This is a genomic window from Ectobacillus panaciterrae DSM 19096 (assembly GCF_000430785.1).
Taxonomy (GTDB): domain Bacteria; phylum Bacillota; class Bacilli; order Bacillales; family Bacillaceae_G; genus Ectobacillus; species Ectobacillus panaciterrae.
Genome location: NZ_KE387246.1, coordinates 261,954 through 279,986 on the forward strand (window position 1 = coordinate 261,954; position 18,033 = coordinate 279,986).

At 38.0% G+C, this 18,033-nt stretch carries 16 protein-coding genes and 1 other annotated feature; of the genes, 11 read left to right on the forward strand and 5 right to left on the reverse strand.

The annotated features are described in order from the left end of the window. Positions 1-241: 241 nt before the first annotated feature. Complete coding sequence (locus H540_RS0123780; RefSeq protein WP_028402682.1) at positions 242-1,822, reverse strand: bifunctional metallophosphatase/5'-nucleotidase; 1,581 nt, start codon at positions 1,820-1,822, stop codon at positions 242-244. A gap of 220 nt (positions 1,823-2,042) precedes the next feature. Here H540_RS0123780 and H540_RS0123785 point away from each other — a divergent pair, with 220 nt between their 5' ends. From H540_RS0123785 to phnE (H540_RS0123800), 4 genes are all read left to right on the forward strand, one after another. After that, on the forward strand, positions 2,043-2,981 hold the full coding sequence (locus H540_RS0123785; RefSeq protein ID WP_028402683.1) for a phosphate/phosphite/phosphonate ABC transporter substrate-binding protein: 939 nt from the start codon (positions 2,043-2,045) through the stop codon (positions 2,979-2,981). A 121-nt stretch (positions 2,982-3,102) separates the two neighbouring features. After that, positions 3,103-3,876 (forward strand): phosphonate ABC transporter ATP-binding protein, encoded by a 774-nt coding sequence (phnC, locus tag H540_RS0123790; RefSeq protein WP_028402684.1) that lies wholly within the window; start codon positions 3,103-3,105, stop codon positions 3,874-3,876. Further along, the gene (gene phnE / locus H540_RS0123795) at positions 3,873-4,667 is read left to right on the forward strand and encodes a phosphonate ABC transporter, permease protein PhnE (RefSeq protein WP_028402685.1); all 795 of its coding nucleotides are present in this window, start codon (positions 3,873-3,875) and stop codon (positions 4,665-4,667) included. The genes phnC and phnE (H540_RS0123795) overlap by 4 nt, the downstream gene beginning before the upstream one ends. Continuing rightward, on the forward strand, positions 4,664-5,467 hold the full coding sequence (gene phnE / locus H540_RS0123800; RefSeq protein WP_028402686.1) for a phosphonate ABC transporter, permease protein PhnE: 804 nt from the start codon (positions 4,664-4,666) through the stop codon (positions 5,465-5,467). The genes phnE (H540_RS0123795) and phnE (H540_RS0123800) overlap by 4 nt, the downstream gene beginning before the upstream one ends. A 242-nt stretch (positions 5,468-5,709) precedes the next feature. Here phnE (H540_RS0123800) and H540_RS0123805 read toward each other — a convergent pair whose 3' ends face one another. Continuing rightward, positions 5,710-6,348, reverse strand: coding sequence for a hypothetical protein (locus tag H540_RS0123805; RefSeq protein WP_028402687.1), 639 nt, complete (start codon positions 6,346-6,348; stop codon positions 5,710-5,712). A gap of 397 nt (positions 6,349-6,745) precedes the next feature. Further along, positions 6,746-6,983 (forward strand) — a binding site (T-box leader). Between the two features lie 90 nt (positions 6,984-7,073). Between H540_RS0123805 and H540_RS0123810 the strand changes: the two genes are divergently transcribed. After that, positions 7,074-8,384, forward strand: coding sequence for an APC family permease (locus tag H540_RS0123810; RefSeq protein WP_028402688.1), 1,311 nt, complete (start codon positions 7,074-7,076; stop codon positions 8,382-8,384). A gap of 287 nt (positions 8,385-8,671) precedes the next feature. On the opposite strand, the gene H540_RS0123815 is transcribed toward H540_RS0123810, so the two are convergent. Continuing rightward, positions 8,672-9,067: a 3-hydroxyacyl-ACP dehydratase FabZ family protein gene (locus H540_RS0123815; RefSeq protein WP_028402689.1), complete on the reverse strand. Its 396-nt coding sequence runs from the start codon at positions 9,065-9,067 to the stop codon at positions 8,672-8,674. A 259-nt stretch (positions 9,068-9,326) separates the two neighbouring features. Continuing rightward, positions 9,327-10,319: a ketoacyl-ACP synthase III gene (locus tag H540_RS0123820; protein ID WP_028402690.1), complete on the reverse strand. Its 993-nt coding sequence runs from the start codon at positions 10,317-10,319 to the stop codon at positions 9,327-9,329. A gap of 74 nt (positions 10,320-10,393) precedes the next feature. Here H540_RS0123820 and H540_RS30770 point away from each other — a divergent pair, with 74 nt between their 5' ends. Next, a complete protein-coding gene (locus H540_RS30770) occupies positions 10,394-10,702 on the forward strand; it encodes a GNAT family N-acetyltransferase (RefSeq protein WP_081415259.1) in 309 nt (102 codons plus the stop codon). 179 nt (positions 10,703-10,881) lie between these two features. After that, entirely contained in the window at positions 10,882-11,712 is an 831-nt protein-coding gene (locus H540_RS0123830) for an EamA family transporter (RefSeq protein ID WP_028402691.1), read from the forward strand. A gap of 102 nt (positions 11,713-11,814) precedes the next feature. On the opposite strand, the gene H540_RS0123835 is transcribed toward H540_RS0123830, so the two are convergent. Then, complete coding sequence (locus H540_RS0123835; RefSeq protein ID WP_028402692.1) at positions 11,815-12,687, reverse strand: LysR family transcriptional regulator; 873 nt, start codon at positions 12,685-12,687, stop codon at positions 11,815-11,817. A gap of 125 nt (positions 12,688-12,812) precedes the next feature. Here H540_RS0123835 and H540_RS0123840 point away from each other — a divergent pair, with 125 nt between their 5' ends. From H540_RS0123840 to gltP, 4 genes are all read left to right on the forward strand, one after another. After that, entirely contained in the window at positions 12,813-13,526 is a 714-nt protein-coding gene (locus tag H540_RS0123840) for a DUF554 domain-containing protein (protein ID WP_028402693.1), read from the forward strand. A 552-nt stretch (positions 13,527-14,078) separates the two neighbouring features. After that, the gene (locus tag H540_RS0123845) at positions 14,079-14,825 is read left to right on the forward strand and encodes a COG4705 family protein (RefSeq protein WP_155891131.1); all 747 of its coding nucleotides are present in this window, start codon (positions 14,079-14,081) and stop codon (positions 14,823-14,825) included. Between the two features lie 680 nt (positions 14,826-15,505). Continuing rightward, entirely contained in the window at positions 15,506-15,895 is a 390-nt protein-coding gene (locus H540_RS0123850) for a MarR family winged helix-turn-helix transcriptional regulator (protein ID WP_081415260.1), read from the forward strand. 516 nt (positions 15,896-16,411) lie between these two features. Then, positions 16,412-17,677 carry a glutamate/aspartate:proton symporter GltP gene (gltP, locus tag H540_RS0123855; RefSeq protein ID WP_028402696.1) on the forward strand — a complete coding sequence of 422 codons (1,266 nt, stop codon included), beginning with the start codon at positions 16,412-16,414 and terminating at the stop codon, positions 17,675-17,677. Positions 17,678-18,033 lie beyond the last annotated feature (356 nt).

The following is an 18,033-nucleotide window of genomic DNA, read 5'->3' on the forward strand; positions in this document are numbered from 1 at the left end:
ATAAAATATCAACAATAATCTTTAACAGAGCCTTTTTAAAAGATAAGTTATAAAATTCCATACCAGTGCTTTCCGTTACGTTCCTCTGTTTGCAGCTCATTGTTATCTTAGAATCCAAACGAAACGATATAATTAGTGAAAAGACATAGGAAGGGACGCCTTGAAGGCAGCGCTGCCTTCAAGGCGTCCCCCTAAAAAATTTTACTGGAGTATTTGAAAAACAATAGCAGGGGTATGAAACTTAGTCGGTTATCACTTTCCAATTATGATTGACGGTCGCCTGAATCGTGCCTCTTTCTAAAATATAGCTTGTAATTAATTCAGACATGTCCATCGGAATATCTTTGATCACGGGCTTGTTTTGATACATCATATAGTTTCCGCCCCCGCCGGCACGGTAGTTGTTCATCACAACATCAAATTCTTGTTCTAGATGTATAGGCTGTCCTTCATATTGCAAGGATACAACGCGCTCTCCAATGGGCTTGGATATATTCAATGTGTATACAATGCCTTCCCACATATCATAGTTATAGTGCTGGGGCTTCGGTTCCGTGAAAGAGGGATTGACGGTAATCGCTCCGTTATTGTCCAGCATGAAGTATTGGGCCGATTGCTCAAGCGCATCCTTTATGTCTTGGCCAGTGATGCGGATGACCTTTAGCGTATTCGGATATATATAGTTCGAAACAATATCTCGCATCGTAATATTGTGCTTGAACCCAGGAGAGGCATTATCAAATAGTGCCGTGTTTGAAATATCGACGCCTGCTGTATGCATTTGCACTTTATTAATAAATTCGATCAAGGCATTATCTTGGATACGGATTTGCATAGGATCCTCAACGAGCATATTCCCCTCAATCGTTCCGATAGGCTGATCGAGCCAATGTTGGGTTTTGTCTTCATAGACAGCTGCCAATGCAAGAACAGCTTCATCCGCTTCGATACCTTCTACTGATAATAATTCAGAATAACAGTCTTGTATCAACCATTGATTATCATCATACATAAGGGCTATATGTACTTTTCCTAAAGAGCGGCCATTGGAGCCAGGCTGCAGAACTGTTACACCGTTCACTTTTTGATTGACAATCGAGCGGTGCTGGTGACCTGTTAGTAAAATATCGATACCTTCCACTTCAAAGCACATGGCATATCCTTGATTTTCACCGGTCAAGATTTCAGTCGGTTCTCCCGTTTCTAAATCTCGCTCGAATCCGCCGTGATAGGAAACAATCAATACATCTGGGTTTTCATGCTCACGGATGTACTGCACCCATTTTTTTGTCGATGAAAGAGCATCTTCAAATACGAGTTCTTCAATATGATCGGGATTTTCCCAATTTGGAATGTAATGTGTCGTTACCCCGAGGATTGCGATACGAACACCAGCTTCGATAGTCTGAATGATATAAGGGGTTCCAAAATATGGATTCATCGTGCTCTTATGTAAAATATTTGCTGATAGATAGGGAATTTGTGACTCGGTAACAGCTGTATGTAATACATTCATGCCATAGTTAAATTCATGATTTCCAAGCACTGCACCGTCATAGCCAATATGATTTAAGATAAGAGATAGGGGGTTTTTTTCCTGCCGCATATATTTGGCATAATGGTAGGTTAGCGGTGTACCTTGTATGAGATCTCCGTTATCAATGACAATAACATTATTGCTTTTGGCACGTTCCTGCTTGATCAGCGTGGAAATTTTCGCTATTCCAGCTTCTGCCGCTGTATTATCTCCGTAATGGAGGGGATAAATCGCACCGTGTATATCGCTGGTTTGCAAAATGGCTACATTGATATGCTTATTCAATTTTCTTCACCCTTTTTTAGAAAATTTTTCATTCATTCACATGCGAGCTATTATGAGGAATGATAGCAAGAAACAAAGGCAAAGACAATATATTAATATTGCGTCTTATTATTATAAATTTTCGGTAAATTAAAATGAAAGAATTTGTAATTTATGTTACATTTAGATATGTAATTTTAAGTATTTGTTTCTAAATACATACAAAATTGGAGGTTTTTTCATGTTCAAAAAAGTTGCAACTATTGGAGCATCTCTTGCTGTAGCGGTCGGTTTGTTAGCTGGCTGCGGCACAAAGGAAACTAGCACAGAAACGACCGACAAAGCAAAAGCAAGCTATGTACCAAAAACTTTGACAGTTCAATTCGTACCATCCCAAAGCGCGGATACACTCGAGGCAAAAGCAAAGCCTTTAGAGAAGCTGCTAAGCGACAAGCTTGGCATTCCCGTGAAGGTTAGTGTATCAACAGACTACAACACAATCGTTGAAGCAATGGCTTCTAAGCAAGTAGATGTAGGGTTCCTGCCTCCAACTGCCTATGTATTGGCACATGAAAAGAACGCAGCAAACGTTGCTCTGCAAGCGCAGCGTTTAGGCGTAGATGATGCTACAGGACAACCAACAAAGGATATGGTTGACTTCTATAAAACTGAGTTTCTAGTAAAAAAAGATTCTAATATTAACGATATCAAAGATTTAAAAGGCAAGAAAATCGGTTATCAAAACGTAACATCTTCCGCTGGATATGTATGGCCTGCCGCTGCATTAATGGATGCGAAAATTGACCCATTAAAAGACGTACAGCCGGTTACGCTAAAAGGTCATGACCAAGCAGTCATTGCTTTATTGAATGGCGATATTGACGCTGCCGTTGTATTCCAAGATGCGCGCAATATTGTGAAAAAAGACTATCCAGACGTATTCGATAAAACAAAGGTTATTAAGTTCACAGAAAAAATTCCAAACGATACAATTTCCGTTCGCTCCGATATGGACAAAGCTTGGGTAGAAAAGGTTCAAAAGGCATTTATAGAGATTGGTAAAGATGAAGAAGGCCATAAAATCATCAAAGACGTATATTCTCATGAAGGATATGTAAAATCTGATGATAGCAAATTTGATATCGTTCGCGAGTACGGTAAAAAAGTAAAGACACAGTAATATAATAGGTACTCTATTACATTTGCTAACTAAAAATGGCAAGCCAGTCGAGTGATTATACTATATTCGATATGGCTAGCCATTTTTTCAAGATACAACTTTTAGAAAGTAGGTAGAGCTTGTGATCGAGTTTCGCAATGTTTCCAAGGTATATCCAAACGGTACAAAAGGATTACATCACATTAATCTATCCATTGATAAAGGAGAATTTGTTGTGATTGTTGGTTTATCAGGAGCGGGTAAATCTACCTTGCTTCGTTCTATCAACCGTCTTCATGAGATTACGGATGGAGAAATAGTGATTGATGGGCAATCCATTACAACTGCAAAAGGAAAAGAATTGCGCCATATCCGTCGTGATATCGGAATGATTTTTCAAAGTTTTAACTTAGTGAAACGTTCTTCGGTTTTAAAGAATGTGTTATCAGGACGCGTGGCATATCATTCTACGCTGCGCACGATTCTAGGTTTATTCCCAAAAGAAGATGTGCAGTTAGCCTTTGATGCATTAGATCGCGTCAATATTTTAGAAAAAGCGTATTCACGCGCGGACGAATTATCAGGAGGACAGCAGCAGCGTGTTTCTATCGCAAGGGCTCTTGCGCAAGAAGCGAAAATTATTTTGGCAGACGAGCCGGTCGCTTCACTTGATCCGCTTACAACGAAGCAGGTTATGGATGATTTAAAACGAATCAACCAGGAGCTAGGAATCACAACCGTTGTCAATCTGCATTTTATTGATTTGGCTAGAGAGTATGCTACTCGCATTATTGGCCTGCGCGGGGGAGAAGTTGTATTTGATGGTCCGGTAGAGGAAGCGACAGATGAGAAGTTTGCAGAAATTTACGGCCGTTCGATTCAGAAGGATGAGCTTTTGGGAGCGACTGCAGAATGAAGAACGCAACAAAGGTGACAGCCGTGCCAACTCCTCCAAATAAGCTCAAACATCTGTTTACTGCCATTCTCGTTCTTGCATTATTTTGGGGAAGCGGTGTAAAAGTAGATGCATCGCTTTCTAAGTTTGCGATCGGGCTTCCTAATATTCTCGATTTGTTAAAAGAGATGGTACCGCCGGATTGGAGCTATTTCTCGAACATTACAAAAGCTATGCTCGACACGATCCGTATGGCTGTAATTGGAACTACATTCGGTTCTATTCTTGCTGTACCGATTGCTTTGTTATCGGCAAGCAATGTGTTCCCATCTGCCTTTTTACATGGTCCTGCAAGATTTATTTTGAACTTAATTCGAACTGTACCGGACTTATTATTAGCTGCTATTTTCGTGGCTATTTTTGGGATTGGACCATTGCCGGGTATTTTAGCTCTTATGGTTTTCTCGATGGGACTTGTAGCGAAATTACTGTATGAATCCATCGAATCTATTGATAAAGGACCACTCGAAGCTATGACAGCGGTAGGTGCAAATAAAACGCAGTGGATTTTTCATGCGATTATTCCGCAAATTACAGCTCATTTCGTATCATACGTACTATATACATTTGAGGTTAACGTGCGGGCGGCGGCTGTTCTAGGTCTAGTAGGAGCAGGAGGGATTGGTTTGTATTATGAACGGACACTCGGCTTCTTACAGTATCAGCAAACCTCCTCTATCATCGTTTATACGCTAGTCGTAGTCTTGCTTATCGATTATATTAGCACTACATTACGGGAGAAGTTATTATGATCGCACATACGAAAGCAATTCCAAAGCCAAAGAAAAGTAATTTATATCGTTGGATTATTGTTGTTGCGTTGGCAGCTATCTATATTTGGGCGTTTTCCGGTATGCAGATTGGCGGGATCAAGCCTACTGCTGGCCAAATTACGAAATCCATCCTATCAGGTATTTCTCATCCGGATTGGGAATATGTGTCACAGCCAGATGGAGAAGATTTACTGCACGGTTTAGTAGATACACTTGCGATTGCAGTACTAGGCACATTTATTTCTGCTATTCTTTGTGTTCCTTTTGCATTCTGGTCTGCTAAAAATATGAGTAGAAAGAAGACAATCTCAGGCTCCGGTAAGTTTATGCTAAGCTTTATTCGGACTTTTCCTGAACTTGTCATGGCGCTTATGTTTATTAAAGCGGTAGGCCCTGGCTCTTTCGCAGGGGTATTGGCTTTAGGGCTTCATTCTATTGGGATGCTGGGGAAATTGTATGCAGAATCCATTGAGAACATGGATCTAGGTCCAACAGAAGCATTGGTAGCTACAGGGGCAAATCGCTTTCAGGTTCTCTGGTATGCCGTATTGCCCCAAGTATTGCCAGATTTTCTGTCTTACACCTTGTATCGTTTTGAAATTAACGTTCGGTCCGCAGCCATCCTAGGGGTAATCGGCGCAGGAGGAATTGGGACGCCGCTTATCTTTGCGCTCAGTTCCCGAAATTGGCCGCGTGTAGGAGTCATTCTGCTCGGTATCATTGTAATGGTTACATTAATTGATTTTATCTCTGGTCGTATTAGAAAGAAAATTGTGTAAGCAAGAAAATTCATATATGTATAATGGAGTTCAGAATAATCCGTGACTCATAAAAAATAAGGCCAAGCTGTCAAATATTGCTTGGCTTTTTGTCATTTCCAAAACAAAACACACATTTATATACAAGTGAATAAAAAACCGTTTATAGTGGGGAGAGGTCATCTGGCGACGTGCAGAAGCGGTCAAACCTTTGGTTCATGCAAAGGTAAAATTGTGAGAAATACGAAACAAATGCATCATTATTATACGTGTTTGGCTGCTGTTTTTCTTGCTGATAGATCGAAAAGCCAAATTATTCCCCAAATCATCAAGGTAATGGCTGCAGGTAAAATAAAGTGTCCGCCTGCATGTATGACTAACAAGACAAGCCATACATGACTAAGAAGAAAATGGATCGTACGCATGAACTTATTGCGAATCCGTTTAATAAACCAACCGTACATAGCGAGAGTTAACAGGATTATAAAAGCGGCAATTCCTGTGAGTGTAGAAGGATTATTAAAATCTTTGATGATATAGTATGTCCCATGTGCAACGACAAGGATTAATGCAGCCCAACCTACATAGGTATGAACTTTGTACAAGAGCTTGCCCATTTTCTTGATCAAATTTGACGAGGATTTCATTTTTCTCTTAAGGTAAAACCATGAATAGCTGATAGCTCCGCATATAATAGCAAACGTTCCTAATTGTTTAAATGTCCCGCCTAATCCTCCTTTTCCTTCTTTTTCACCTGAAGGAGGGCCAGGATGGTCACCGCCAGTAGGAGGAGGACCATGATGACCACCGCTTGGCGTAGAATAAAAAGAATATAGAACAAGCAATAACCCAATAACAGTTACTATAATGGCAGGTATAAAAACACGGCGATTTTGTTTCATCACACACTCCTATTACTGATAATGTTGTTACAGTGAATATTACTAATTGTTTCTTAAGAATTCCTTAAAAAGTAATAAAACATGCTCGTTTTAATATTGGCTTTTTTCGCAAAGAGTATTGCCAGTAGATGAATTGGGCATATGCATGATTTCAGGCAACGTTGTAATCTAGGCGGGAAGGAAATGGGAGTTGAAGAACTACTTCATTTTGTTTATAGAAGCATAAAATACTCCCTTTTGCTTGCACATAGCACATGGACATGTCGAAACTATCATTCACTCATATATAGTTGCGCTATGTGTTTGGTTAAGTCAAAATGCAGCTCACACATAAAGACTGCCCTTGCTTTTTTTCAAAACTTCAATATAATAAACAATATCTATAAAATTCGACAACATAAAAGTACTGATAAGGACATGATTTATTTTTTACGATTTTCAGAGAGGGAAGCCTTAGGCTGTGAGCTTCCTAATACGGGAAAATAGTTTACCACCTTTGAACTGCAGCAATGAACGAATATCTAGTAATCGCTTGCCGGCAACAACCGTTATTTGAAACTTGAGCAATTGGAGAAAGGTATCTATTTTTCAATTGGAACAAGGGTGGAACCGCGAATAAAACACTCGTCCCTTTTTTAGGGGGACGAGTGTTTTTTTATTTTGTCTTATTTTGTTTTGTTTTGTCTTATTTGCATCACACTAGAATTAGAAGGAGGAAACGTAATATGCATCACGATGACAAAAATAAAATTGGCCTATGGGTCGCACTATCTATTGTTGTTGGAACAATTATTGGCTCTGGCGTATTTATGAAGCCGGGCAGCGTATTAGCATATGCAGGAAGTTCTAACATGGCAATCTTTGCTTGGACAGTAGGTGGTATTTTAACCTTAGCCAGCGGGTTAACTGTAGCAGAAATTGGAGCACAAATTCCGAAAAATGGTGGTTTATATACGTATTTAGAAGAGATTTATGGAGGTTTTTGGGGCTATTTGTCTGGATGGATGCAAACAATTGTGTATGGACCAGCAATTATTGGAACGTTAGGATTATATTTTAGTTCTTTAATTTCTAATTTTTTTCATATTGATAAAGTATGGAGTTTGCCGATTGCAATTGGGACAGTTGTTTTTCTTGGAGTTGTAAATAGTATTGGTACAAAGTATGGGGGCATTGTCCAAACGGTTACAACGGTTGGGAAACTGATTCCCATTGTACTTATTGTTGTGATGGGATTTTGGAAAGGAAGTAACGATGTATTTAACGTTGTTGTTCCGGAATCAGCACATCAAAGTATCGGGATGGCAATTTTAGCAACATTATTTGCATATGATGGCTGGATGTTATTAGCATCTATCGGCGGTGAGATAAAAAATCCAACAAAATTATTACCAAAGGCCTTAACAATTGGCTTATTAACTGTAACAGCAGCATATGTGTTAATTAACGTTGCCTTGTTAAAAATATTACCGGCTGCAAAAATTGTTGTTCTTGGTGAGAATGCAACAGCGACAGCTGCGCAAATGCTATTAGGAGAATATGGTGGAAAGCTCATTAGCATCGGTGTCATTGTTTCGATCTTCGGATGCTTAAACGGGAAAATTTTAACATTCCCGCGCATTCCAGTATCTATGGCAGAACGTGGTCAGCTTCCATTTTCCAAATTTATTTCAAACATTAACGATAAGTTTAAAACACCAGCAAATGCGATTTTTACTGAGCTTATACTTGGTATTATTTTAATGATTATTAGTGATCCGAATAAACTATCTGAGATTTCCGTATTCAACATTTACATTTTCTATGTAATGACATTTATCGGGGTGTTTATTTTACGAAAACGAAATGCAGGAAAAGAGCGTGAATATAGCGTTCCATTGTATCCAATCGTACCAATTTTAGCAATTTTAGGATCATTATTTGTACTCGGAAGTGCGATTATTAACGAGCCGCTTAGCTGTTTCTTATCGATTGCAATAGTAATTACTGGATTTCCGGTTTATTGGTATTTAAAAAAGAAAGGGCAAATTAGCTGATAAAGCAAAACGTCCATTTCTATCTAAAAATGACAAAAAAGATGTTTACTAATAGGGCTAGTAAACATCTTTTTTGTCATAATAAAGCTATATAAAATTGAATAAAAAAATCGTCTTTTTATAGTGGGGCGAGAGCATCCGGCGACGTGCAGAAGCGGTCAAACCCTTGGTCCATGCAAGGGTAAACCAGAGGGAGGAAGTAAGTGCCAATGCCGTTTTGTTTGAAATAGCAAATGAAAATGGCGAAATTATAAATCATTTATATATAAATTAGCCATTCAGGAGGCCTAGTCAACGTATATACCAATATTAGCTTTCACAATTATATCTCCATCTACAGAAGCGTGACATGCCCCAAAAATAAATCCTTTTTTGTTTCGGATTACTTCATAATAAAGATCCACTCGATCGCCAGGGCGAGCATATCCCAAAAATTCGACCTCTTTTAGCGAGGAAAGAAACCCTAATCCGTTTGCCCCGTCTATTTTCGTAAAAGCACCCAATTGTGCAAGTGCTTCGATGATCATCATTCCCGGCATATAAGCTTGAGATTCAGTAATAAACCATTCGTTCCATGTCACATTTTTATAACCCCTTGCCCATTTTCCCGGTTCGTTTTCTAACACGCGATCAATCATTAAAAAAGGATACCTGTGCGGCAGTACGCTAGGAATATCGAACATGTAAAAATCACCTCTTTTAACCTAATTAAAACTGTTTTATATGAACTATATACAAGTGAATAAAAAAACCATCTTTTTACAGTGGGGCGAGAGCATCCGGCGACGTGCGGAAGCGGTCAAACCCTTGTAGTGGTCCATGCAAGGGTAAACCATAGATAGGAAGAAAGCGCCAATGCCGTTTTGCTGTACACAGCACATGTAAATGTCGAAATTATAATTTACCCATATATAACTTATTTCTTTCAACGCTTGAGAAATGCTAGTTTTTCTCTGATAAATCCCATTTTATGATAAGACCTAAATGCGTGAGCCCTCCCCCGAAACCATAAAGCAGGATTGTATCTCCATTTTTCACTTTTTGTTCTTCTATTCCTAAATGTAAAGCTAACGGAATGGAAGCAGAAGAGGTATTCCCCATATATGCAACACTAGTTAATGTTTTTTCCATTAGGAATCCTGACTTTTCACATATAGACTCAATCATCCGTAGGTTAGCACTATGTGGTACAAACCAGTCCACATCGTGAATTTGCAGCTCCGATTTATGTAATAATTCCTTTACACCTAACGGTACAGTACGGGCAGCCCATTTATACACTTCTCTTCCATTTTGGACCATCTTTCCATTTGTGTTTAACGTTTGTTCATGCATAGTAGCAGCTAAACTTGTTCGATATAGATGCATTCCTCCTTCTCCGTTTGTTCCTATATGAGCGGCTATAAAACTTGAATGCTCTTCGTCACGTTCCACTAGGACAGCTCCAGCGCCGTCGCCAAATAAAATACAAGTTGTTCGATCACTATAATCTGTTACTTTTGATAAAGTTTCCGTGGCCACCACTAAAATTTTCCGATGGAACCCAGAGGTAATTAAACTATTAGCTAAATGTAAGCCATAAGTGAAACCGGCACAGGTGGCATTTAAATCAAAGGCGCCGGTATGAGGGATTTTAAAATAATCTTGTATTTGACATGCTACGCTTGGAAACACATAATCAGGAGTTGTTGTTGCTACAATAATACAATCGATATCTTGTAAGTCCTTATTATATGTTTCAATCAGATTTTCAATGGCTTTGAAAGCCAGTGTTGATGCATATTCTTTGTCTCCTGCAATTCTTCTTTCCTTCATTCCTGTTCTTTGCATAATCCATTCGTCACTAGTATCCACCATTTTCTCTAAATCTTCATTCAATAATCTTTTATGAGGTACATAAGCACCAATGGCTGTAATACGAGCTTTTGAATTCATTGAGTTATCCCTCCACTTTGTAATTAACACTTGGGAATATAACCTAATATTAGTACCAGGTGATAAATTTGTCAATGTTCAGTAAAGTATTTTTTGTCAGTTCACTATCGATATATGGAGAGTTATATTCACTTTATCTTTTAAAGGAATGTAGAGGATTAGGTATGGGAAGACAACTTGTTTCAGCTGTTGTCAACCATTTTAAAGAAAGAGGTATTCGTTCTATGCTGGTATGGGTAATGGAACAAAATGAATCTGGAGTAGGATTTTATAAACGTATGGGGGGCAAGGAGTATATTCGTAGAACAAGCGAATTTGGAGGAAGCGTAGTAGATGATGTTGCGTATGGTTGGAAAGATCTATCAGTATTATGTGTTGAGTGATAGTAACGAAGATTTATATACATTATACATAAAAGAGAAAATAATTTTTTTAGATCGTATTCTTTATTCACGTATTTAATGAATAGTAGTAACATTCAGAAGATATTCCTTGTTTTAGTGGTTAAAGTATTTTAATCTTTATAATAGAATTATATTTAAAAAAAGAAAGAAGGAAGCTTATGTGGCTTTTTGCAGCGTTGATGACAACCATCAGTTTTGGATTAAACAACACCATTTTTAAGTGGAGCACAGTACAGGGAATATCGAAAGTAAGCATTCAATTTTTCTTTTATTCTATTGCTTTTTTATTAACCCTCGGTTATGGAGTAGTCATGCAGGCTTTTCATCCTAATTTAATTTCTATTTTTCTAGGTGCGCTTATCGGTATATTAAATGCTAATGGAAATGTTCAGATGTCCCGGGCTTTTGAAAAGGGACCGGCCAGCTTAACCTCACCATTAATTGCAGCTAATGCTATTTTTCCGATCCTGGCTGCAGGACTTATCTTTCATGAGCACATCTCACCCATTCAATGGATCGGGATTTTATGTATGATGGGATCTGCAATGGTCATTCAGTATACACCTGGTTCGAAAGGAAATGTAAACTATGTACCATGGGTTGTTCGAATCATACTTGCGGTTCTTTCTTTTGGAATTCTTGGAATTTTAATGAAAACTTCTTCTTATCTTCATATCAACCCTTTAGATACGCTTGTGGCGATGTATGGAGGCGGGAGTATTTATCTAGCTCTTTGGTTTAGGAAAGAAAAAACGCAATTGCGTGAAATAAAGATTGGCGCTTTTGTTGCTGTATTAAGTGTAGTAGGCTTTAGTTGTTATTTTTACGCTTTACGGACAGGAATGGCTAGTATTGTATTTCCTGTTGTTAGTTTAAACTGTCTAGTAGTTGTGCTTGCAGGCTGTTATATGTTTAAAGAGAGATTAAGGATGTATCAAGTCTTTGGCATTATTTCTGCGTTACTTGGACTTATTCTTACAAAAGTATAGTCTCTCCTCTAATTTAAGGATAGTGCCCCCTTTGTAAGTATTAGTGGTAAAGGGGGCTTGTTTCATGTTTATAGGCTTTGTAAAAGCAACAGGATCTAACATTTAGTTTGACCTTAACAGCGTTTTTACACATTCAATAAACTTTTTGGCAGCAGGAGAGATTTCCTTTAGAGATGTTACAGCGATGCCGATAGATCGATGCTGTTCTGGCTCTAGACTAAGAATGGTAACGTTATGCGGCAGACCTTGCAGAACTAATTCAGGAATGACACTTACGCCTAGTTCATTTTCCACCAAGGCTATAATAGCTTGGTCATCAGCCATTTCGAATTTGTTTTTGAGAGTAACACGGGTCTCTTTAAATATACGTTTTATATCGTGGTCATAACCGGACTTTTGTATGATAAAGGATTCATTCTCTAATTGTTCCATACGGATCTTATCTTGATTACCAAGAGGATGATTGTATGGAAGGATACAAACCAACCTGTCTTCTTTTAGAGGTATCGTTTCAAAACCTTCTAATGTAGGTAAAGTAACAAAACCAAAATCTACAACTCCGTTAGTAATCCACTGTTCAATGTCCTGATAGCCTCCCTGTAGAATCTTAATTTCTATAGAGGGATGCTCTTGTTTAAAATGCTTCATACATCTAGGCAGCCATTGAATACAAACACTTGTAAATGCCCCTATCCGAACTGTACCAACTTCAAGTCCGTTGATAGAGGCGGCTTCTTGCTTCATTTTTTCATTCCAATGTAGAATAGTTCGTATATATCTTAAGATTCTCTGTCCATTGCTTGTTAAAGTGATGCCAGACCGGCTCCTAATCAGTAAAGAGAATCCAAGTTCAGATTCAAGATTTGCGATAGAATAACTAACAGCAGATTGAGTTAAATTTAAAGCTTCCGCAGCTTTGGTTAGATTACCCAGTTCGACAACAGTGTTAAAAACCTCATATTTCGCAAGGCTCATTTTTATCATTCCTATCCATAAATTTTATTCATGTTAAACATTAAAAACTTTGATTTTATTTATATGTAGTTTACCCCTATAATTTGAGAAACCACAACTATATAGAAATGGACAGGTGAAAGAAAATGATTTTAATGGGGGCTTTAGTAAACGGAATAGGTGTAAGTATTGGTACTTTATTAGGTAGTCTACTTCGTCGTATACCGGATAGTATGAAGGACACTGTTATGAATATAATGGGTTTAGCCATTATAGTCTTGGGAGTACAAATGGGATTTAAAAGTGAGAACTTCCTTATCGTGATTTTAAGTCTTGTCATTGGGGCAGTAATTGGTGAGTTATTTGCCTTAGAAGATAAAATAACTAGCCTAGGAGGTTGGTTAGAGAAAAAAGTCGGCTCAAGTAAGGAGGGAAGTATATCTCAAGGATTTATAACAGGTACTTTAATCTTTGTTGTTGGAGCAATGGGGATCATTGGTGCTTTAGATAGCGGCATTAGGGGTAATCATGATGTGTTATACACGAAAGCTATTATAGATGCATTTATAGCGTTAATATTAACTACAACATTAGGTATTGGGGTCTTATTTTCTGCAATTCCTGTCATTTTATATGAAGGTTCAATTGCTATTTTTGCAACTCAAATTGATCGGTTTATTCCTGATGCTTTAATGAATAATTTTATTATAGAAATGACAGCTACCGGTGGGATTATGATCATTGCTATAGGTTCAAATTTAATAGGGATCACAAAAATCAAAGTAGCTAATCTTCTTCCTGGAATATTAGTGACTGCACTGCTTGTTTCAATTATTTACGGTTTTAAATCGTATTTATAAATACAAGTATATTTAATTTAATAAAATTCATAATTCAAGTTTTCCAAATTTTAAACAACTAAATATAACTGACTTATAGATTCAGCATACAGTTGAAGTTTGGATAGTAAATGTGTGAAATTGGATAGTAAATGGTCCAAGTTGGATAGTAAACGGTGCAAGTTGAGAGATGCAGCATGAAATGTTGAAGAAACTAGTCAGTTATATATAAATAGGAATCCTAACTACTGATAACATTGATTATGTGAACAAGAAATCCCTTCAGAACACAGGGTCTGAAGGGTATTTTTATAGTGGCTGAGGTTTTTCTTCAACAGAGCAGGTTATTGCAATCTGTTCATCTCTAATTAATGAAGAATTTAAGGTATTTTCATTGGTTTTTAATGTTAAAAGAGTACAGTTTAAATTGTGTCTCAATAAAACTCTTGTTTTCGTGAACAATTCAACATATATGCACGATCAAGTAACCAATTATCAATCCCAAAAGGAAAGAAGGATTCATTAATGGAACATTGCGAGCAAATTCAAGACGATAATAGGAGAATTCGACAGATGTTGAATAAAGTTCCGGAAGTTACGATCTTTTTCTGGATCACTAAGGTACTGACCACTGGAATGGGCGAAGTGTTTTCTGATTATCTAGTCAAGCATCTAAATCCGATAATTGCGGTAGCTCTCGCGGGAATTGGTCTAGTAGCCTTGTTGGTACTGCAATTCTCAATACACCGATATGTAGCATGGATCTACTGGTTAGTTGTCATTATGATCAGTATATTTGGCACGATGGCTGCTGATGTTGTGCATGCTGTGCTGGGCATCCCGTACCTTATATCAACCATGTTCTTTATGATGGCGCTAACCATTATCTTTGTAATCTGGTACAAGATCGAGAAAACTCTGTCTATACACAGCATCTACACCCGTCATCGTGAGGCTTTTTACTGGTCCATCGTAATGGGAACGTTCGCGCTCGGCACCTCTGCGGGAGACATGACCGCGTCAACCATGCACTTAGGTTACTTCTCTTCAGGGGTTCTGTTTGCCATCTTGCTTGCTATCCCTGCTCTGAGTTATTGGTTGTTTAATCTAAATAAGACTTTTGTTTTCTGGTTCGCTTACATCATGACACGTCCGGTAGGAGCCTCATTTTCGGACTGGATCTCGGTACCTCATAGTCGCAATGGTCTTGGTCTAGGCGAAGGTCCGGTCAGCCTTGGTTTAACGATTATTATCTTTGTCCTTGTCGGCTATCTAGCGGTCAATCGCAGAGATGTTAAGGACGAACATGCTGCGGCATAGACAAAGAGTATCGAATATGAGACTGTTGACAAACTAAAAAGGCTAACTACAAAGCACATAATATAGTTCAGTAAAAAAGAAGATGAACACTACATTTTGTAGAGCTTCATCTTCTTTTTGTTTGGAACAGGTATTTGTCAACAGCCCGAATATCGATGCTCTTTTTGCTGATTGTGCTACATGGACGGCTAATGAGTCCTAGTGTTAAGTAAACCACATATATTTACTTCCAATAATGATGAGTTGTTTATTTTCAATATTTCAACAGGTACTGCTTAACCCCCGCTCAGAGGAATGAAAAGAAAGATACAGCAACGAAGAAATGATTCCATCATTTACTTTTAGAGTCGAGGTACTTTACGTTTAGATAAATGGTTAATACAGACCCAACTAAAAAGATCAATTGACCAGAAAGTGAACTAGGAGAAAGGTATTCCAACATGATTAAATCACCATCCCACATATGTTTTTAAGGTGTAAACAAGCAAAGGAATATTCATTTTAGTTATAAATAAAAGAAAGAGTGTACGGCCTTTATGAAATGCACAAACTGATGGAAAGAATCATGATAGCAGATTTATTCTCCTTTATTTTTATCGTATTACGATATAAATTTATATTTTTATTATATCGTGTTAAGATATAAATATCAATCATAAATAGAAAAGAGGTCACTTATTTTGAACTCACTTTTATCCAAAGAAGTTTATGAATATCTAGGGGAGTTTAGATATCAGTTAAGAAAGTTTCAGAAATTCAGTGATTCTGCCGCACAACAGCTAGGTTTAACACCTCAGCAACACCAATTGATATTAGCAATTCAAGGCTATCCGGGCCGTGACTTCGCTACCCCAAGAGAACTAGCGGAGAGACTGCAAATAACGCATCATGCCTGCGTAGGCCTGATTGACCGATGTGAACAGCTTGAATTCGTTTCACGACGGGAAAATCCGGAAGATGGTCGGAGTGTATTAATTGAAGTAACCCCTAAAGGGATTCAAATTCTTGAGAAGCTATCTGAAATTCATCTCGAAGAAATAAAAAAAATCGGTTTGTTTAAGGATTTTTGATAAAACTCAATGAGAACTCTTGCCGACAGAACACGGATATTAGAGGAACTTCCTCTAAACATGATTATGTAAAGAAGCCAACGAGATCTGAATCAGGTCTCGTTTTTTGTTAGCTATTCAAACAAAGAGAGAAGAGCAGAAGGAGTTTTTGTCTCCATCTAGAAAAACCATGGGTACATAAAAGTTGCAACAATGTCTCTAGGACTGTTTGCCTAACTGCCGATAACACTGATTATGTCAACACTTGCACCAGAACCCGAAATAATGTATTTACTATCCAAATTGCCATTCTATGCTTCTAGTGAACTATTTTTGCACCGGGATGTAGTGAAAATATTTAAAATATTTTCACTACTGTTTGTAGTTTTTTGTATTTTTCTGTAGTTTTTATTTTAAATTAAAGATATGTTGTTCTAGAACAAATGTGAAAGCGCTTAAAGATGTTTGGTAGATTTCTTCTGGTTTTATGGGAGAATAGGAGATTCACGAAGTAGTAAGAAGCGAAAGGGGACAAATATGAAGAAATTAGGATTAGCTTGGCAAATTTTAATTGGTCTTGCAGTCGGTATCGCAGTAGGGGCCGTATTCTACGGAAATCCAGCTGTATCCACATACTTACAACCAATTGGGGATATTTTTATTCACTTAATTAAAATGATTGTTGTGCCAATTGTTGTAGCGAGTATCGTAGTCGGAGTAGCGGGTGTAGGGGACATCAAGAAGCTCGGTAAGCTCGGCGGCAAAACTATTCTGTATTTTGAGATTATTACAACCATTGCTATTGTTGTAGGCTTGTTGGTTGCAAACGTATCCCATCCAGGTACAGGTGTGGATATGAAGCAGTTGAAGAAAACGGATATTTCCACTTATGTAAGTACGACTGAACAAGTACAGCACCATTCTTTTGCTGATACATTTGTAAATATCGTTCCTACAAATATCATTGATTCATTAGCAAAAGGCAATATGCTTGCAATCATTTTCTTTTCTGTATTGTTCGGCCTCGGAGTGGCAGCCATCGGAGAAAGAGGAAAGCCGGTTCTTCACTTTTTCCAAGGTGTAGCGGATGCCATGTTTTATATAACAAATCAGATTATGAAATTTGCTCCGTTTGGTGTATTTGCGTTAATTGGCGTAACGGTTTCTAAATTTGGTGTAGGATCACTGATACCCCTCGGTAAGTTAGTAGTAGTAGTATATGGTGCTATGTTTTTCTTCGTAATTGTTGTATTGGGTATCGTAGCGAAACTGGCTGGAGTTAACATTTTCCATTTTATAAAAATCCTAAAAGATGAACTGATCTTAGCCTATTCTACAGCAAGCTCAGAGACGGTTTTGCCAAAGATTATGGAGAAGATGGAGAAATTCGGATGTCCGAAAGCCATTACATCGTTTGTGATTCCAACAGGCTATTCCTTTAACCTTGATGGTTCGACATTATATCAAGCAATCGCAGCGATGTTCTTAGCGCAAATGTACGGGATTGATATGCCGATTTCACAGCAAATCACATTATTGCTTGTGTTGATGCTTACTTCTAAAGGGATTGCCGGTGTACCGGGTGTATCTTTCGTAGTATTGTTAGCGACTCTTGGATCTGTTGGTGTTCCTGCAGAAGGCTTGGCGTTCATCGCTGGTATCGACCGTATTCTTGATATGGCTCGTACAGCCGTAAACGTAGTAGGAAATTCCCTCGCAGCGGTTGTAATGTCCAAGTGGGAAGGCGAGTACAACGAAACACAAGGTCAAGAATATTTAAGAGAAGTGCAAAAGGCATCTTAATGATGTTGAAGAATGCATCAGATTTAAAATACGTTATTCTTTCTTTATAACTCATAGTTAAAAGAGCCACGCTTATAAAACGTGGCTCTTTTTGTATTTGTTGAGCTGCACCAAGTATATTTTGAATGCTAACGCTGTTCGTTCTTTTTCTATATATGAGTGAATTAATTATCTGATTATGGTGTCCAAGTAGTAGATGAGAGTTTCATTAATATTTGGAAATATATCCAATGCAGCCGGTAGCTGCTCAAGGTCTGGTTTTCTGGGGAATACGCTCATTAATTGGTGAAGACATGGTAAAAAAGGTAATAGAAAGTGTTCAATCCGTTGGGCAAGGATTGAAGCCGCAAAACATG